The following is an 18,628-nucleotide window of genomic DNA, read 5'->3' on the forward strand; positions in this document are numbered from 1 at the left end:
CGCCAATGGGCATTTTACGCGCCCGGCACGCCGAGAAGCTGCGCCTGCGCCTTGAGCCGTCCCGCTTCGGCCGGGTTGGCGGCGATGCCATCCTTCAGCGCCTGCGCGGCCTTCGCCGTTTCGCCCAGAGTCATGCGGCTGCGCATCAGCATGATCCAGCGGTCGACGTCGGCCGGATTGGCCTTGAGCTTGGCTTCGAGGCCGCTCACCATGCCTTCGATCATCGCGTCCTGCTGACCTTTGGGAAGCTGCGACGCGGCTTCCATGTCGGCGCGGCTCGGCCCCGGGATCGCGCGCGCGGCGACGGGCATTTCGTCGGCGGTCAGCGCGCGCGGCTGCGTGGCGGCAAGCCGCTCGGCGACGTCGATCTTGTGGATCTGCCCGACCTGTTCGATCGTGCGGCGCAGATCGGCTTCCCACGGCGCCCCCTGCGGCGTGTCGGCGAGCAGTGCGAACCAATCGTCGAGCGCGCCTTTGTGATCGCCGCCGATGTCCTTTTTCACCGCGAGGAAATAGCGCGCGCGCGGGTCCTTCGCGTCGAGCGCGATTGCCTTGTCGAAAGCATCCGAAGCGGCGGCGGGCATCGGGTCGCTGTCGCTCGCCATCACCCGCGCTTCGCCGAGCGCCGACCACAGGCCCGCCGATTCGGGCGAAAGCGCGACGGCTTTTTCATATGCCGCGATCGCCCCCGCGAAATCGCCGAGGTCGAATTTCGCGGCTCCGAGCGCCGTCCACGCGTCGGCACTGTCCGGTTCGCGCTGCGTCCGCGCTTCGAGGTCGGCGAGCTGGTCGGATGGCGCGGCGGCGGCTTCGCTGGCCGGACCCGTGGCGGACGGCGTGGAATCGCGCCAGATCGCATAGCCGATCGCTGCGGCGAGCAGGATGAAGGCGGCGATCAATATCGCGCGATTGGTGCCTGTCATGCCGCCGGTCGCGGTTCCCGTCATCTTGTTGCCCTCGCTCATTTTTGCCCCTCTTTTACGGCCTGCAAAAAATGCGGGCTGTGCGCGCGGTCATATTGCCTTTGCTTGGCGATGGTGTAGCCTTTGGTCTGTAAGGTCGGTCAACGATAAAATCGTCAGGGGTCGCACCGGCTTTCCCAGTCGTCAGGGGAGGGGTGCATGGCAGTTTCGGATCACGTCGATTTTGCGACGTTCATGGAAGGCGTGAAGCGACGCAATCCGGGGCAACCCGAATTCGTCCAAGCGGTGCAGGAAGTGTCCGAGGACATTTTCGATTTCATCGCCGACAAGGAAGAATATCACGCGCAACAGATTTTGCGGCGCATCGCCGAACCCGACCGGGTCGTCTCCTTCCGCGTCTGCTGGGAGGACGATAACGGCAATATCCGCGTTCAGCGCGGCTGGCGCGTCCAGAACAACAATGCCATCGGCCCGTACAAGGGCGGCATCCGCTTTCACCCCAGCGTCACCGAAAGCGTGCTCAAATTCCTGGCGTTCGAACAGACGTTCAAAAATGCGCTCACCGGCCTGCCCATGGGCGGCGGCAAGGGCGGATCGAACTTCAACCCCAAGGGCAAGAGCGTGCGCGAGATCATGCGCTTCTGCCAGAGCTTCATGACCGAACTCTATCGCCACATCGGCGCCGACATAGACGTGCCCGCGGGCGATATCGGCGTCGGCGGGCGCGAAATCGGCTTCATGTTCGGCCAGTACAAGCGCATCACCAACGAGTTTACCGGGGTGCTCACCGGCAAGGGGCTCGAATGGGGTGGCTCGCTGATCCGCACCGAGGCGACGGGTTATGGTGCGGTCTATTTCCTCGCCAACATGCTCGCGGCGAAGGGGCAGGATCTGGTCGGCAAGAGCGCGGTGATTTCGGGATCGGGCAATGTCGCGACGCACGCCGCCGAAAAGATCGTCCAGCTCGGCGGCAAGGTGCTGACGCTGTCCGATTCGGGCGGTTTCATCCATGATCCCGACGGCATCACCCAGGACAAGATCGACTGGGTGAAGGCACACAAGACGCATCGTCGCGGGCGGATCGAGGAATATTGCGAAGAGTTCAAGACCGCGACCTTCACGCCCGGCAAGACGCCGTGGGGCGTGAAGTGCGACGTGGCCTTGCCCTGCGCGACGCAGAACGAGCTGCTCGGCGAAGATGCGAAGACGCTGGTCAAGAACGGCTGCATCGCGGTCAGCGAGGGCGCCAACATGCCGACCAACCTCGAGGGTGTGCACGTCTTCAAGGATGCGAAGATCATGTTCGCGCCGGGCAAGGCCGCCAATGCCGGCGGCGTCGCGGTGTCGGGCCTCGAAATGAGCCAGAACAGCGGCCGGCGTGCGTGGAGCGAGGGCGAGCTGCAACAGATGCTCAAGGACATCATGGACGGTATCCACAAGAATTGCCTGACCTATGGCGATCAGGGCAACGGCTATATCGACTATGTGAAGGGCGCCAATATCGCGGGATTCAAGAAGGTTGCCGACGCGATGCTGGCTTTCGGGGTGGTGTAAATCGATCCAGGGCGTAATAAGCGCCGGATTGGGCAAAAGGGGTACTGCGGATGACGGCGCACGCTGGGAAGGAGCGCGGCGATCGGCCTTGGGCGGCATTTGCCGCCCGTCTTCCCACGCGCGCGGCATTTGCCGTTCTGGCGGCGATGTTTCTCGCGCTCGCCATTGCGGCGTTCGTCTTTGCGCCGCCCGCGCGGTCGCAGGGCGAAAGCGGCGCGCGCTATACCGGCGTTGCCTCGTGCGCTGGCTCGACCTGCCACGGCCGGATGGAGGGTGACGGCACCGTCGTCCGTCAGGACGAGCTGATGAAATGGCAGGAGCCCTCGACCCCGGGCGGTGCGCACAGCCGGGCCTGGGCGGTCCTCAATAACAATCGCAGCCAGTTCATCGCGCGCAATCTCGGCATCGGCGATCCCGCCAAGGCGCAGATGTGCCTCGGTTGCCACAGCACCGCGGGCACCGCGCGCGCGGTGCCGGCCGAGGATGGCGTCGGCTGCGAATCGTGTCACGGCCCCGCGGGCGGCTGGCTCGCGAGCCATTATGCCGGGGTGGGCACCAACGCCGATCCCGACCGCGAAATGCGCGACAAGCATCTCGCCAACCTGTCGGCGGGGCTCAAGAAGCTCGAGGATCCGGTGGTCCGCGCGGGCGTTTGCGTCGACTGTCACTTCGGTTCGGCCGCCGACGGTCAGTTCGTGACGCACCGCATCATGGCGGCGGGGCACCCGCGCATATCGTTCGAGCTCGACCTTTTTTCCTCGCTGCAGGCGCATCATCAGGAGGATGCCGATTACGGCTGGCGCAAGTTCGGCGCGCCGGGCGGCCGCACCGATCATGTCCAGATGTGGGCGGTGGGACAGGCGACCGCGATCGAGCGCAGCCTCGCGCTGTTCCAGACGCGGCGCGGGACCGAGGGGATCTTCCCCGAATTCTACTTCCTCGACTGCCACAGCTGCCACCGCCGCATCTTCGATCAGGCAAAGCCGGTGCGCACCGGGCTCGACAATGCAGGACGCAACCTTCCCGAAGGCATGCCGCCTTATAATGACGAGAATCTGATCATGCTCGCCGCGGCGGCGCGCATGGCGTCGCCCGTGCTCGCCGATCAGCTCGCCGCGCGCACCGCGGCGTTCCACAAGGCGATGGCGAGCGACCGGGCGAGCACGGTGCAGGCCGCGGCGGAGCTGTCGCAGACGGTCGCGTCGCTCAAGCGCGCGTTCGCCTCGCGCAGCTTCTCGGGCGCCGATGCCTTCGCGATGGTCGACGCGATTTCGGCGAAGGCGATCAGCGACCGCTACACCGACTATTCGGGGTCGCAGCAGGCGGTGATGGGGGTCGACACCCTGCTCAACGCGATGGTGTCGTCAGGGCGCATAACGGTGGGCGCGGCGGCGGGCATCCGCGGTGACATCGACCGCGCCTATGCCGCGGTCAAGGATCCCAACGCCTATAAGCCGTCCGAATTCCAGGCCTCTTTCGGCAGCGCGGTGCGCGCGATCGGGGCGTTGCGGTAAGATCATGCCAAACAAAAACCGTCTTTTCCGTTCGGTTGCCCTTGCTGCGATGGGTGCGCTGTTGCTGACATCGTGCGGCGGCGGAGGTGGCGGCACGCCGACGCCGAGCCCGACACCGACCCCCACGCCGACCCCGACCCCGACGGGCAGCGTTTTCCAGATTCCCGCGCTGACCAACCTCACCACCGGCGACATCGAGCGGATCATCGCCCAAGGCGTCGCCGAGGCGCAGGCGCAGAATTTTCGCGCAGGTTTCGTCGTCATCGACCGCGTGGGCAATGTGCTCGCGGTCTTCGCGATGAACGGCGCCGACCTGAGCTTGCGCACGCCGCGCGCGCCCGACGGCAGCGCCACCGACCTGCAAGGGCTCGACCTTCCCGCGCCCGCAGCCCTCGCGGGCGGCATATCGAAGGCGCTGACCTCTTCCTATTTCTCGTCGGTCGGCGGCGCCTTTTCCAGCCGCACCGCCAACGACATCGTCCAGGAAAATTTCCCGCCGTCGCGCCTCACGCGCGGGCTCGAAAGCGGCGCGCTGTTCAGCGTCCAGCTTAGCCAGCTTCCCTGTTCGGACGTGTCGCGGCGTTTCCTCGGCGTGGGCGTCCCAGGCAATCTGGCGGGAACGAAGCGCGGGCCGCTCGGCGTCGGCGCCGATGCGGGCGCCTTCCCGCTCTACAAGAATGGAGCGGTGGTCGGTTCGGTCGCGGTGATCGGCGACGGCGTCTATGGCTTCGACACCGAATATCGCGAACGCGACACCGATCTGCGCGAGGAAATCGTCGCGCTCGCGGCGACCCGCGGGTTCGAACCCTCCGAGGAAATCCGCGCCGACCGCATCAGCATCGACGGCACGCTGCTGCGCTATTCCGAAGCGACATCGGCCGACATCAGGAGCGCAGCATCCGCGGCGCCCGCCTTCGCCTCGATCAACGGCGTGGTCGGCGCGCTCGTTTCGGTGCGGGGATATTATGACGCGGCAACGGGAATCGTTGCGGGTTCGGTTTATGGCGCCGAGGAATCGGGCGTACGCCCCGCCAAGGCGAGCGACGGTTATAATGATCCCGACATCTGGGTGGTCAGCGACGGCCAGGGCAATACCCGCTTTCTGCCCAAGGCGGGAACCGACGCCGCGACGGTCGCGCAGCCGCTGACCGCCGCCGAAGTGCGCACGATGCTCGTCGAGGCGTTCGACGTCCAGCGCCGCGCGCGCGCGCAGGTTCGCCGCCCGGTCGACAACCGCGCACAGAACACGATCGCGGTGGTCGATACAAACGGCGAGATATTGGGGCTTGTCCGCGGCCCCGACGCGCTCGTCGACGCGATCGACGCGGTGCCGCAGAAGGCGCGCACGACGGTCTTCTTCTCGAACGCGCTCGCCGCTGGCGACCTCTCGGCCAATGGCGACCCCGCGATCCTGCCGTTTGTTAGCGCATTCCGGGGCTTTCTGAACGATCCCGGCGCGCTGACCGGGGCGACCGCCTTTTCCGGCCGCGCGGTCGGCAATCTGTCGCGCCCGAACTTTCCCGATGCCGAGGTCGGGCGGCCGCCGGGGCCGCTTTCGGTGCCCGAGGCGAGCTTCAGCATATTTTCGACCGGGCTGCAGTCGCGGCTGGTGACCCCCGACATCGTCGCACATGTCGAATATATACTGGGTGCGCGACCCGCCGACGTGCCGCAAAGCTGTTCGCAAAGCCCGGTGGTTCCGGTGACGGGACGCAACCGCATCAACAACGGCCTCACGCTGTTCGCGGGCGGGGTCCCCATCTATCGCGGGGGCCAGCTCGTGGGTGCGATCGCCGCGTCGGGCGACGGCGACGACCAGAGCGACATGATCGCCTTCCTCGGCCTATATAACGCCGGACAAAAGCTCGGCACGCTCGGCCCGCCCGATCGTTCGATCCGGTCGGACCAGATCGTCGTCCCGCTTCCCGGCGGCAGCCAGCGGCTGACCTTCATCGCCTGTCCGTTCGCGCCCTTCGTCGGTTCGAACCAGCAAAATGTCTGCAGCGGGCTATAGGCGGTGATGGAAGGGGGCAGCCTTTGGCCGATCATCGCGACGCTTGCGGCGCAGGGCGCGCCCGGCGCCGATGTACCGCCGCCGCCGGTCGATCCGGCGGTCGCCGCCGATGACGCATCCGAACCCGCGACAACACAGCAGCCCGCCGACGAACTGACCCCGCCGCCGCCGCCCGTCGAATGGAAGGAAACGGTCGGCGACGATCTGATGAGCCAGATCATCGAGGGCCGCCGCCGACCCGGCTATCGGCCCGATCTTCCCGACCAATTGTCGCAGGACAATGAGGGCGCGCTGCGTCCGCCGCCCCCGCAGGCCTTTCCGGGGATGGAGGACCAGCTTCCCGTTCCCGACCGCTGGCGCCTCATCGAGACGCTGGGTGTGGTCAAGGAACGCTGGTTCGATCCCTATCACCAAAATACGCTGAAGGGCGACCGGCCGATCGACCGCGCGAAGGTGCCGTGGCTGCCGATCAAGGGCGACGACTGGTTCTTTGCGCTGAACGCGGTGTCGGACAGCGTGCTCGAACCGCGCACCTTCCCGATCCCCGTCGGCATCCAATATCCCGACCGGCCGGGCAGCAACGACGTCTTCGGCCGGCCCGAAAGCCTCGTCGCCTCGCAGACCTTCATCGTCGGCGCGGCGCTGATCAAAGGCAACACGACCTACAAGCCGCCCGATGTCGAATATCGCCTGACGCTGGCGTACAACCTGAATTATGTCGAGGTCCCCGAAAGGCGCATCCTTTTCGTCGAGCCGTCGAAGGGGAAGACGCGCTTCGACAGCTTTCTGGGCGTCCAGGAAGCCTTCATCGACTATCATCTGCAGAACACGTCGGATCGCTACGACTTCGATTCGGTGCGCGTCGGTATCCAGCCGTTCCAGGCCGATTTCCGTGGCTTTCTGTTTCAGGACAGCCAGCTCAGCTACCGCCTGTTCGGCAACCGCGACAACAACCGCATCCAGTATAATCTGGTCGCCGTCTGGCGGCTCGAAAAGGACACGAACAGCGGGCTCAACGACCTGACCCAGTCGCCGCGGCGCGACTGGGTCCTGCACGCCAATCTGTATCGGCAGGATTTCCCCTTCGTCGGGCTGACCAGCGAAATTTCGGCGACGTGGAACATCAACCGCGAAGCGAACCGCGTCCAGATCGACGACAATGGCTTTCCCGTGCGGCCGGCGCTGATCGGCAATCTGCAGGGCCGCGACTATGACGCGATCTATCTCGGCTATGGCGTCGACGGCCGGATCGGCCGGATCAACGTCACCGCGATGGGCTATGCCGCGCTGGGCAGCGACCGCGACAATGTGTTCACGGGGCGCAAGGCGGACATCCGATCCTATTTCGGGGCGGCCGAGCTCAGCTACGATCATGACTGGATGCGTTTCCGCCTGTCGGGCCTCTATGCGACGGGCGACAAGGACCCCTTCGACGACAAGCAGACGGGCTTCGACGCGATCTTCGAAAATCCGGTCTTCGCGGGGGCCGACACCAGCTACTGGATTCGCCAGGCGGTGCCCTTCATCGGCGGCGGTCGCGCGATCGGGCTGACCGGACGCAACGGCCTGCTCAACTCGCTGCGCTCGTCGAAGGAAGAGGGGCAGTCGAACTTCGTCAATCCCGGCACGGTGCTGCTCGGCGCCGGCGCCGATTTCGACCTGACACCGCAATTCCGCCTTTCGGCCAACGCCAACCATCTCTGGTTCGACAACACCAAGATACTGCAGGTGCTGCGCAGCGAAGGGTCGATCCCGAAAGCGATCGGCTGGGACCTGTCGGCGGCGGCGATCTGGCGGCCGAAGGCGACGCAGAATATCGTCGGGCGGCTCAGCGGCGCGGTGCTGCTGCCCGGCGCGGGGTTCAAGGATCTGTTCGAGAACCAGCGGCGCGACAAGGCCTATGTGTCGATCCTGGCCAATGTGATTTTGAGTTTCTAGCCCATGATGCGCACGCTCCTCTTCCTGTTTATCCTTATGGCGACGGCGCTGTTCGCGGGTGCGGCGGACCTTGGCGCGGCCGAAAAGGAAAAGCCGGTGAAGGTCGAATATCGCTTCACCCCGCCCGCGCCGCGCGAGCAGGGCGATGCCGAGGTCGCGGCGAAATCGAACGGCTGCTATTCGTGCCACACGCGCACCGACCAGCCGTCGATGCACGCGACCCCCGCGGTCAAGCTCGGCTGCACCGATTGCCACGGCGGCGATTCACTGTCGCCCGCCGCCTTCGGCAAGCCCGAGCTCGGTTACAAGCATCCCGACAATATCGCCGCGATGAAGGCCGCGCACCCGCAGCCGACCTATCCGAAGAGCTGGGGCGACACCTCGGCCAATCCGGTGCGCAGCTATACATTGCTCAACCGCGAGGCGCCCGAATTCATCCGCTTCGTCAATCCCAGCGATTACCGCGTCGCGCGCGAGGCGTGCGGGGCGTGTCATCTCGAGGTGATCGAGGCGGCCGAACGCTCGCTGATGTCCACCGGCGCGATGCTGTGGGGCGGTGCGGCGTACAACAACGGCATCGTCCCCTATAAGAATTACGTGTTCGGCGAGGCCTATACACGCACCGGCGAAGCGGCGTGCATCCTCTCGCCCTCGTCGCGTCTGACCGCCGAGGAATATAAGGAGGCGTGCAAGCCGAGCTTCGGTTTCGACAAGATCCTGACCGATCAGGAGAAAAAGCGCGGCGCGCTCGCCAAAATGTATCCGCTGCCGCGCTGGAACGTCATTCCGCCCGGCGACGTCTTCCGCGTCTTCGAACGCGGCGGGCGCAACATCAATTCGCAATTCGCCGAGGTCGGCCTGCCGAACCCGACCGGCAGCATCCAGCGGCTCGAGGAGCCGGGGCGCCCCGACCTCAAACAGTCGAACCGCGGCCCGGGCACGGGCCTGCGCGTCTCGATCCCCGTGCTCAACATCCACAAGACGCGGCTCAACGATCCCTTGATGTGGTTCATGGGAACGAACGACCAGCCCGGCGACTATCGCCATTCGGGCTGTTCGGGCTGCCACGTCGTCTATGCCAACGACCGCGAGCCGCGCCACAGCCTGACCTATGCGCAGTTCGGCCGCGACGGCGAAACCGCGACGATCGATCCGACGATCGCCGAAAAGAAACGGAAGCCCGCGGGTTATGGCGACGGACATGGCGGCGAAGACGACCACCAGGCCGGCGGCGGCCATGGTTCGTTGATCGATCCCGCCGATCCCGATGTCCCGGCGCGCCCCGGATCGCCGGCGCGCGGCGAATCGGGCCATCCGATCAGTCACGCCTTCACGCGCGCGATTCCGACCTCGCAGTGCATGTCGTGCCACATGCACCAGCCGAACATCTTCCTCAATTCCTACCTCGGCTACACGATGTGGGATTATGAATCGGACGCGCCGCAGATGTGGCCCGGCCCCGACAATAGTGCGCCGCGCCCGCCGGGGATGAGCGACGAGGAGTATCAAAAGAAATATAAGGAGCAGCGCTATCCGACCGCCGCCGAGGTCCACAAGGTGCTCGAACGCAATCCCGAAGGCGCATCGGCGCGCGGTCTCTGGTCCGACGTCGAATTCCTGCGCGACGTCTATGACGTCAACGATACGAACAAGGATACGCAGTTCGCCGACTATCACGGCCACGGCTGGAACTTTCGCGGCATCTTCAAGCGCGACCGCAACGGCAATCTGCTGAACGCCGAGGGCAATATGGCGACTTACGGCACCGACACCGCCAACATCGTCGACCCGAAGGACCCCGAAAAGTGGCGCAAGAGTTGTAGCCATTATAGCGACGCCAAGGAGCGCGAGCTCTGCCTTGCGAGCGCCGATTCCGGGAGGCCTGGCGTCGAGGGCAAGTTCGTCCCGCCCGGGCTCAACCCCGGCAAGACGGTTCATATGATGGACATTCACGCCGAAAAGGGCATGCAATGCGCGGACTGCCACTTCGCGCAGGACAGCCATGGCAACGGCTATATCCAGGGCGAGGTGGCGAACGCGGTCGAGATCGGCTGCAAGGACTGCCACGGCACCGCCGACGCCTTCCCGAACCTCTTGACCTCGAACGTCGCGGCGCGGCCGCAGGGGACCAACCTTGCGCTGCTCCGCAATCCCGACGGCCGCCGACGCTTCGAATTCCAGTATAATGACGATGCCGAGGTGATCGGGCTGATCCAGCGATCGATCGTCGACCCCAAGCTCGAATGGCAGGTCAGCCTGGTCAAACAGGCGGTGACCCCGGGGCCGCATTTCAACGCCAAGGCGGCGCGCGCCAAGCTGATGGCGCGTTCGGGATCGGACGACGGCAAGTTCGAATGGGGTCCAGGCGTCGCACGCGAAGACCGCGCGCACGGCGACGACAAGATGACCTGCTTCACCTGTCACCTCTCATGGACGACGAGTTGCGGTGGCTGCCATTTGCCGATCGAGGCGAACTGGAAGACCACGACGCACCATTTCGAGGGCGAGGAGACGCGCAATTTCGCGACCTATAATCCGCAGGTGGCGCGCGACGAGATGTTCCAGCTCGGCCGGCATCAACTCACCAAGCCCGGCGAGCCCGGCCCGAACGGCGAAGCGCGCGGCATCATCACCCCGGTGCGATCGACCTCGGCGCTGGTACTGTCGTCGACCAACGTCAACCGCGAGCGCATCTATGTGCAGCAGCCGCCGATCTCCTCGGCGGGCTATTCGAGCCAGGCCTTTGCGCCGCATTTCCCGCACACGGTCCGCCGGTCGGAAACCAAGCAATGCTCGGATTGCCACCTGTCGGCCGCCGACGACAATAATGCGATCATGTCGCAGTTGCTGCTGCTCGGCACCAATTTCGTCAATTTCGTCGGCCTCAATGTCTGGTCGGGGATGGAAGACGGTTTCCAGGCGACGCGCGTCACCGAATGGGACGAGCCGCAGGCGGTGATCGGCAGCTATCTGCAGAAATATGCCTATCCCGACTATTGGAAGCTGCACGTCGAGCAGAATGGGCGCGAGCTCAAGAACTGGGTGCGCGGCAAGATCCTCGACAAGAAGCTGTCGGGCGAAACCCGCGCGCTCGAGGAATTCGCCAACATCGTGCAGGACACCAGCGGCCGGGTGAACTGCCTCCAGCAGCGCGGCGAATATATGTATGTGGCGGAGGGCAAGGGCGGTTTCCGCGTCTATGACGTCGCGTCGATCGGCAACAAGGGCTTCTCCGAACGCATCGTCCGCGCCCCCTTCTCACCGATGGGGCACGACACGCATGTGAAGACGAAGAACGCGACCTGCATGGCGATCGCGACGACGCAGCCGATCAGCGTGTCGCGCAACGAGAATATCGTGAAGAATTTCCCCGAGAATCACGAACAGGCGATGCACGACATCTATCGTTACGCGGTGATCACCGACAGCGTCGAGGGACTGGTGCTCGTCGACATCGACACGATGGCCGACGGCGAATTCCGCAACAACAAGCTGAAACGCGCGCTGACATGGAACGAGGGCAATGTCCTTGCGGGCGCGCGGCACATCACGCTCGCGGGCAACATCGCCTATGTCACCACCGACGCCGGGCTTGTCGTGCTCGACCTGACGGTGCCGCTCCAGCCGAAGGTCACGGCGCAGCTGCCGCTGACCGATGCACGCGCGAGCGCGGTGCAGTTCCGCTATCTCTGGGTCACCGACGCCGAGGGGGTGAAGCTGTTCGACGTCACCGATCTGGCGCAGCCGGTCGCGGTGCCCGCAGGCACGGTGCGGCTCGCCAATGCGCGCAAAATCTATCTTGCGCGCACCTATATGTATGTCGCGGCAAAGGCCGACGGGCTCGTGATCGTCGATGTGACGCGCCCTGCGGCGCCGGTCGTCTGGCCGGGGCTGACCTTCGGCGGCACGCTCAACGATGCCGAGGATGTGATCGTCGCGTCGACCAACGCCTCGCTGTTCGGCTATGTCGCCGACGGGCGGAACGGCATCAAGGTCCTCCAGCTCACCAGCCCCGACAATCCGGGGCTCTACGGCTTCTCGCCCAAACCGACCCCCGAACTGATCGCCTGGGCAAAGACGCCGTCGCCGGCGCTCGCGCTGTCGAAGGGGCTCGACCGCGACCGCGCGGTCGACGAGACGGGCGGCCAGATGGCGGTGTTCGGCCGCCTCGGCTCGCGTCCCTTCACGCGGGGCGAGATGGAGAAGCTGTTCCTGAACAGCAAGGGGACCGTGTACAAGGTTCGCGACGAGGTCGACGAGAGCGCGTGGCGGCCGCCGCTGTTGTACGCGAATTGAAGGCGAAGCGGGTTTCGGGCGATTGCGGACATAAGGGGGAACAGCCCCTCCCCTTCAGGGGAGGGGCAACGTAGACTTGGCAGCTTGCTGCCTAGTCGTAGTGGGGTGGGGTTTATCGGTGTTGCGCAAGGCCGAGGGACCCCACCCCAACTCCTCCCCTGAAGGGGAGGGGCTTAAATTGCCGCAACGACAGCTCCCCACCCCGAAACGGACGAAGCCGCCTAAAGCCGCTCCGCCTGCACCACGCTGTCCGACGCGCGCAGCGCCGACAGGATGCGCATCACATGCTGGACGTCGCGCACCTCGACGACGACGTCATAGGTGTGGAAGCCGCCCTCGCGGTTCGACAGCCGCAAATTGGTGATGTTCGCCATATTGGCGGCGAGGATGCCCGACATTTCGGCGAGCGTCCCGGGTTCGTTGCGAATGACGATGCACAGCCGCGCGTTGCCGCCCTCGCTGTCCTCCTGCCAGCGCAGGTCGATCCAGTCGGCATCGATCCCGTCGGCGAGGCTCGGGCAGTCGATGACATGAACTTCGATCCCTTCGCCCGGGCGCGACAGGCCGACGATGCGGTCGCCGGGCACCGGGTGGCAGCAGTCGGCGAGCTGGTAGGCGACGCCGGGGGTCAGCCCCGCGATCGACACCGCCGCACCCTGCACGAGCTTGCCGGGCTTGGTCTTCATCTCGGCGGTGATGCCGGGGACGAGCGCCTCGAGGACCGCATTGTCGGTGAGCCGCTGCTTGGCGATCGCGATATAGAGTGCGCTATCGTCGTCGAGCTTCAGCCGTTCGCGCGCCGCGGCGCGGGCCTTGTCGCCGACCTTGTTCGGGAGCCGCGCAACCATCTCGTCATACATCGTGCGACCCAGCGCGGCGAGTTCGACCTTTTCCTTCGAGCGCACATGGCGGCGAATCGCGGCGCGCGCCTTGCCCGTCACCGCGAAGCCGAGCCAGGCGGGCTGCGGCGTCTGTTTGTCCGACGACAGGATTTCGACGGTATCGCCGTTCGAAAGCTGGGTGCGCAACGGGACGAGCCGGCCGTTGACCTTTGCCCCCACCGTGCGGTCGCCGAGCCCCGTGTGGACGGCATAGGCGAAATCGACCGGGGTCGCGCCCTTGGGAAGCTGGTGCAGGCTGCCCTTCGGCGTGAAGGCGAAGATGCGGTCCTGATACATCGCGATGCGCGTGTTTTCGAGGAACTCCTCGGGGTCGTGCGTCTGTTCGAGAATCTCGATGAGATCGCGAATCCACCCGGCCTGGCCGTCGGGGGTGCTGCCGCCCTGCTTGTACGCCCAGTGCGCGGCGAGCCCGAATTCGGACTGCTGGTGCATGCCGAGGCTGCGGAGCTGGATTTCGATCCGCATATTCTGCTGGTGCATGATCGTCGTGTGCAGCGACTTGTAGCCGTTGCGCTTCGGGGTCGAGATATAATCCTTGAAGCGGCCGGGGACCATTTTCCACTTGCGGTGGATCAGGCCCAGCGCGGCATAGCAGTCGGCGTCGGTCGGGGTGACGATGCGAAAGGCGATGATGTCGGTCACCTGCTCGAAGCTGACGTGGCGTTCCTGCATCTTGCGCCAGATCGAATAGGGATGCTTCTCGCGCCCCGACACCTCGGCCTCGATCCCCGCGGCGGCGAGCAGCTCCTTGAACTCGCGGGTGATCGCGGCGACCTTATCCTTGCCCCCCGCGGTCAGCTTGGCGAGGCGGCCGGTGATCGTCGCATAGGCCTCGGGCTCGAGCTCGCGAAAGGCGAGCAGCTGCATCTCGCGCATATATTCATACATGCCGATCCGCTCGGCGAGCGGGGCATAGATGTCCATCGTCTCCTTGGCGATGCGGCGGCGCTTGTCGGGATTCTTGATGAAATGCAGCGTGCGCATATTGTGCAGCCGGTCGGCGAGCTTGACGAGCAGCACGCGGATGTCGTCCGACATGGCGAGCAGGAATTTGCGCAGATTTTCCGCGGCGCGCTCATTCTCGGTCTGCGCCTCGATCTTGCTGAGCTTGGTCACGCCATCGACGAGCCGGCCGACGTCGCTGCCGAAGAGCCGCTCGATCTCCTCGGGGGTCGTCAGCGTATCCTCGAGCGTGTCGTGGAGCAGCGCGGTGACGATCGTCTCGCTGTCGAGGTGGAGATCGGTCAGGATGCCCGCCACCTCTACCGGATGGCTGAAATAGGGGTCGCCCGACGCGCGCTTCTGGCTCCCATGCTTCTGCACGGTGAACACATAGGCGCGGTTGAGCAGCGCCTCGTCGACGTCGGGATCATAAGCGCGCACGCGCTCGACAAGTTCATATTGCCTCAGCATCACACTCAATGTCGTTCATGCTGCATATATTGCAATGCGAAATTTGATTGCGCCCGGCGCCAATACGTTAGCAACTTTGGTAAAGCCCGTTGGAAGCATCGTTCGTCGCGGGTAGGAGATTCCGCGAGATGGGGACCGAAGCTCTCGATTCGACCGCGCCGCCGCGGGTGTCGATGGTGATGCCCGTGCACAATGGTGCGCGCTGGCTCGCCGAGGCGATCGATTCGGTGCTGGTGCAGGATTTCGGCGATTTCGAACTGATCCTCGTCGACGATGCGTCGCGCGACGCCTCGCCTGCGATCATGGCGGAGGCCGCGGCGCGCGACCCGCGCGTGCGGCTGTTGCGGCTCGACACCAACGTCGGGCTGCCCGCGGCGCTCAATCACGGCTTTGCCGCGGCGCGCGGCGAACTGCACAGCTGGACCTCGGACGACAATCTGCTTCGGCCGCAGATGCTGGCGCGGCTCGTCGCCGTGCTGGACGCGCAGCCCGGCGCCGACATCGCCCACGCCGATTTCACGCTGATCGACGATGCGGGGGGCGAACTAGGCCGCTCGCGCGTCGGCCCGGTCGAACGGTTGCTCTATGGCAACAATGTCGGCGCCTGTTTCCTCTATCGCGCGCGCGTGACCGAGGCGCTCGGCGGCTATGACACCGCGCTGTTCGGCGTCGAGGATTACGACTTCTGGTTGCGTGCCGCGCGGCGCTTCACCTTCGTCACGCTGCACGAGGACCTCTACCTTTATCGCAAGCATGGCGGCAGCCTGACGAGCCAACGCGCCGAGCATATCCAGGCGCTGACCGCCGAGATCGTCGAACGCGCGCTGCCCGACGCGCTGCCCGTGCGCAGTCGCAGCGAAATCCTGCTCGGGCTGGCGCTGCGCAGCCAGCATCGCTGGCGGTTCGACCTGGTGCGCCGCGCGTTTCGGGCCGATCCGGCGCATGTCGCGACGCGGCTGCCCGCGATCGCGCGCTGGTCGCTCGTCGTCGCGCGCAACCGCATCGCCGCCTGACCGGCCAACCCCGGACGTGAAAAGGCGGCCGCCCCTCGCCGAGAGGTACGGCCGCCCTCTTTGGGGTTGTCCGGTTATTTCGTTTCGTTGCAGCGGGCGAGTTCGTCGGCGTCGAGCGCCTTGCCGCCGGCGGTGAAACTCGCGACCGGACCGGCCGCCTTGGCGAGCGCGGCGCACATGATCAGCGGACGGCTCGTCCCCTGGCCCGCGGTGCAGCCGGCATCCTTGCACGCCCAGACGACGTCGCGCGCGACGAAACGGGCCTTGGGCGCGGGGGCCGCAAGTTCGGCGCGATAATAAACGCCTCCCGCCGCCGTCGCTGCGGCCGGGACAAGCGCAAGGCCGCCGATCAGCGCGGTGCCGGCGAGCGGAAGCGGGGCGAAGAGGGGAGAAAGTTTGAAAATGGGCATCTGGACCTCCTGTTTTGCGCAACCCCAAAAGGGTTGCGAATCGCAACTAGCGTTTGAGTTGCGAAATGCAACGGAGGCCCTATATTTTTTTGGCACGCCGGCAGATTTTACGTTAGGGCATTGGGCATGGGAAAATTACGCGAAGTATTGAACGACCTGCACGGGGACAATTGCGCCCTGCCGCTCGCGCTCGAGGCGATGGGCGAGCGATGGTCGTTCATGATCCTGCGCGCGGCGTTCAACGGCGTGCATCATTTCGAGGAGTTCCAGCAGGAACTGAGCATCGCGCGCAACATATTGTCGAACCGGCTGTCGAAGCTCGTCGACCATGGCATCATGGCGCGCGAGGTGATGGCCGAGGATCGGCGCAAGGTCCGCTACCAGCTCACCGACAAGGGAATCGAACTGCTCCCCGCGATGATCGCGCTGCGCCAATGGGGCGAAAAATGGGGCGCGGGCGTGCCCTCGACCCCGGTGCTGGTCGATGCGCGCGACGAACAGCCGATCGGTCCCGTCACGCTGACCGCGCACGACGGGCGGGTGATCGGTTACAAGGAATTGCTGTGGAAGCATCGTTCGGAATTGCAGCCGCTCGGGCAAGCGCGCGTGCGCGCCGACGCGCCCGCGGCGGCGGTCGCGGCCGAATGACGCGCCCCCCCGCCGCCCGCCTTCGCGCGCGCAGCCACTGACATCGCCAACCCACGGACCCTCATGCCGCTGTTTCGCCTGACTTCGCCCGGGCCCTTCTTCGACAACAAGGTGCGGGCCTTCTGGAATTTGCAGATATTGGGCTGGGCCGCGTGGCTCGGGCTGCGCGGCGTGTCGGGGCTCGCCAACGGGCAGGCCTTCACCTTTTTCATTCCGCAGACGATTTCGGCAATCACCGGCTTTTCGCTGACGCTGATCCTGTCGGTCTGTTACCGCGCGCTGATCAGCCGACGCCCGCTCTTGATGTGGGGGGTCAGCTTCGGCCTCGCCGGCGTCGCGACCGCGCTCTGGGCCTTCATCGATGCGTGGGTGGCACAGATCCAGAACCCGGCGAGCGAGGCGGGCTTCACGAGTCTTTTGCTCGGCGCGATGTATATCGACGCGACGTCGCTCGCGGCCTGGTCGGCGCTTTATTTCGCGATCAACTATTTCCTCCAGCTCGAGGAACAGAATGATCGCGTGCTGCGGCTCGAGGCGCAGGCAGCCTCGGCACAGCTCGCGATGCTGCGTTACCAGCTCAACCCGCATTTCCTGTTCAACACCTTGAACAGCATTTCGACTCTCGTGCTCCTGAAACAGGCCGAGCCCGCCAATGCGATGCTGTCGCGCCTCTCGGCTTTCCTTCGCTACACGCTCGCCAACGAGCCGACCGCGCAGGTGACGCTGGCGCAGGAGATCGAGACGCTGAAGCTCTATCTCGACATCGAGAAGATGCGTTTCGAGGAGCGGCTGCGTCCCCATTTTATGATCGATCCGGCGGTTTCGCGCGCGCGTTTGCCGTCGCTTCTGCTTCAGCCGCTCATCGAAAACGCGATCAAATATGCGGTGACGCCGCAGGAGGAAGGCGCCGATATCACGATTTCCGCACAGCTGGCCGGTCAAAATGTCCGGATCACCGTGTCCGACACCGGCGCGGGATTGTCAGCCGACCCCACCGACCCCACCACTGGCGTTGCAACGGAATCGACCGGTGTGGGTTTAGCCAACATCAGGGACCGGCTGGCGCAGGCTTTCGGCGATCAGCAACGGTTCGACGTCCATATGGGCGCTGATGGCGGATTCACGGTGGTGATCGAGTTTCCGTTCCAGCCCGACGGGCAAATGACGATTGGAACCGAACGCACATGACGATTAGAACCATCCTGGTGGATGATGAAAAATTGGCGACCCAGGGCCTGCAACTCAGGCTCGAAGCGCATGGCGATGTCGAAGTTGTCGACACCGCACAGAACGGCCGCGAGGCCATAAGGAAAATCAAGACGCATAAACCCGACCTCGTTTTCCTCGACATCCAGATGCCGGGGTTCGACGGTTTTTCGGTGATCCAGGGGTTGATGGAGGTCGAGCCGCCGCTCGTCGTGTTCGTCACCGCCTATTCGGATCATGCGATCCGCGCCTTCGAGGCACAGGCGGTCGACTATCTGGTGAAGCCCGTCGAGCCCGAGCGGCTGGCGGATGCGCTCGACCGCGTCCGCCAGCGCCTTACCGAAAAGCGCGGGGCGGCCGAGGTCGAACGGCTGAAGACCGTGCTCGCCGAAGTCGCGCCCGAAGCGGTCGAGGATTATGACGCCGAGACGCAGCCCGACGCGCACGCCGCCGACCGCTATGAAAAGATGATCAACATCAAGGATCGCGGCCAGATCTTCCGCGTCGACGTCGACAGCATCGAGCGGATCGATGCGGCGGGCGACTATATGTGCATCTATACCGCCGACAACAGCCTGATCCTGCGCGAGACGATGAAGGATCTGGAAAAGCGGCTCGACCCGCGCAATTTCCAGCGCGTCCACCGCTCGACGATCGTCAACCTCAGTCAGGTCAAGCAGGTCAAGCCGCACACCAACGGCGAATGCTTCCTCGTGCTCGGTTCTGGCGCGCAGGTGAAGGTCAGCCGCAGCTACCGCGATGTGGTGGCGCGCTTCGTGCATTGAACAAATCGTCGC

General features: G+C 65.1%; 12 protein-coding genes. 9 read left to right on the forward strand and 3 right to left on the reverse strand.

The window, feature by feature from the left end:
* Positions 1–14: 14 nt before the first annotated feature.
* Complete coding sequence (locus E5675_RS01280; RefSeq protein WP_247594745.1) at positions 15–965, reverse strand: tetratricopeptide repeat protein; 951 nt, start codon at positions 963–965, stop codon at positions 15–17.
* Between the two features lie 156 nt (positions 966–1,121).
* Between E5675_RS01280 and gdhA the strand changes: the two genes are divergently transcribed.
* From gdhA to E5675_RS01305, 5 genes are read left to right on the forward strand one after another with little or no spacing between them, the layout of a single operon-like run.
* Positions 1,122–2,477 carry an NADP-specific glutamate dehydrogenase gene (gene gdhA / locus E5675_RS01285; RefSeq protein ID WP_136173094.1) on the forward strand — a complete coding sequence of 452 codons (1,356 nt, stop codon included), beginning with the start codon at positions 1,122–1,124 and terminating at the stop codon, positions 2,475–2,477.
* Positions 2,478–2,527: 50 nt separating this feature from the next.
* The gene (locus E5675_RS01290) at positions 2,528–3,991 is read left to right on the forward strand and encodes a multiheme c-type cytochrome (RefSeq protein ID WP_136173095.1); all 1,464 of its coding nucleotides are present in this window, start codon (positions 2,528–2,530) and stop codon (positions 3,989–3,991) included.
* Positions 3,992–3,995: 4 nt separating this feature from the next.
* Entirely contained in the window at positions 3,996–6,005 is a 2,010-nt protein-coding gene (locus tag E5675_RS01295) for a heme-binding protein (protein WP_136173096.1), read from the forward strand.
* Between the two features lie 6 nt (positions 6,006–6,011).
* Positions 6,012–7,943 (forward strand): hypothetical protein, encoded by a 1,932-nt coding sequence (locus E5675_RS01300; RefSeq protein WP_247594746.1) that lies wholly within the window; start codon positions 6,012–6,014, stop codon positions 7,941–7,943.
* A 36-nt stretch (positions 7,944–7,979) separates the two neighbouring features.
* Entirely contained in the window at positions 7,980–12,239 is a 4,260-nt protein-coding gene (locus E5675_RS01305) for a hypothetical protein (protein ID WP_247594910.1), read from the forward strand.
* Positions 12,240–12,460: 221 nt separating this feature from the next.
* Here E5675_RS01305 and E5675_RS01310 read toward each other — a convergent pair whose 3' ends face one another.
* Positions 12,461–14,554, reverse strand: a complete 2,094-nt coding sequence (locus E5675_RS01310; RefSeq protein WP_136173098.1) for a bifunctional (p)ppGpp synthetase/guanosine-3',5'-bis(diphosphate) 3'-pyrophosphohydrolase — start codon at positions 14,552–14,554, stop codon at positions 12,461–12,463.
* 128 nt (positions 14,555–14,682) lie between these two features.
* Here E5675_RS01310 and E5675_RS01315 point away from each other — a divergent pair, with 128 nt between their 5' ends.
* On the forward strand, positions 14,683–15,567 hold the full coding sequence (locus E5675_RS01315) for a glycosyltransferase (RefSeq protein ID WP_136173099.1): 885 nt from the start codon (positions 14,683–14,685) through the stop codon (positions 15,565–15,567).
* A 74-nt stretch (positions 15,568–15,641) separates the two neighbouring features.
* On the opposite strand, the gene E5675_RS01320 is transcribed toward E5675_RS01315, so the two are convergent.
* Positions 15,642–15,977 carry a hypothetical protein gene (locus tag E5675_RS01320; protein ID WP_136173100.1) on the reverse strand — a complete coding sequence of 112 codons (336 nt, stop codon included), beginning with the start codon at positions 15,975–15,977 and terminating at the stop codon, positions 15,642–15,644.
* Between the two features lie 126 nt (positions 15,978–16,103).
* Between E5675_RS01320 and E5675_RS01325 the strand changes: the two genes are divergently transcribed.
* The 3 genes from E5675_RS01325 (at position 16,104) to E5675_RS01335 (ending at position 18,616) form a co-directional block, all read left to right on the forward strand.
* Complete coding sequence (locus E5675_RS01325; protein WP_136173101.1) at positions 16,104–16,625, forward strand: helix-turn-helix domain-containing protein; 522 nt, start codon at positions 16,104–16,106, stop codon at positions 16,623–16,625.
* Positions 16,626–16,688: 63 nt separating this feature from the next.
* On the forward strand, positions 16,689–17,813 hold the full coding sequence (locus tag E5675_RS01330) for a histidine kinase (protein WP_136173102.1): 1,125 nt from the start codon (positions 16,689–16,691) through the stop codon (positions 17,811–17,813).
* The gene (locus E5675_RS01335; RefSeq protein WP_136173103.1) at positions 17,810–18,616 is read left to right on the forward strand and encodes a LytTR family DNA-binding domain-containing protein; all 807 of its coding nucleotides are present in this window, start codon (positions 17,810–17,812) and stop codon (positions 18,614–18,616) included. The genes E5675_RS01330 and E5675_RS01335 overlap by 4 nt, the downstream gene beginning before the upstream one ends.
* Positions 18,617–18,628 lie beyond the last annotated feature (12 nt).

The sequence above is a fragment of the Sphingopyxis sp. PAMC25046 genome, from assembly GCF_004795895.1.
Lineage (GTDB): Bacteria > Pseudomonadota > Alphaproteobacteria > Sphingomonadales > Sphingomonadaceae > Sphingopyxis.